Raw genomic sequence first — 250 nt, forward strand, 5'->3', positions numbered from 1 at the left:
GAAGCTCGACGGCCGAGGCTATGCGATCGTGCCGTACCTCACTCCGTATAGCCTGAACTCCGTCGATATCGATCCGAAGGGGCTGTCGACCGATGTCGAGCTGAAGGTGACGAGCCAGCAGGTCGCGCCGCATGCGGGTGCGATTCCGCTGCTGAAGTATGAAACCGAGACGGGTCGTTCCGCGGTGATCTACGCGAAGCGCGCGAATGGCGAGCCCATCCCGTTCGGTGCAAACGTACTCGACGAGCAG

1 protein-coding gene is annotated in these 250 nt (G+C 62.0%); it reads left to right on the plus strand.

The genetic code is table 11. The features are described 5' to 3' along the window. The coding region (locus tag SB752_RS33005; RefSeq protein WP_410719595.1) for a fimbria/pilus outer membrane usher protein at positions 1-250 on the plus strand (250 nt) is incomplete at both ends.

Origin of the sequence: Brevibacillus sp. SIMBA_040 (genome assembly GCF_046535075.1) — a bacterium.
Taxonomy (GTDB): Bacteria; Bacillota; Bacilli; order Brevibacillales; family Brevibacillaceae; genus Brevibacillus.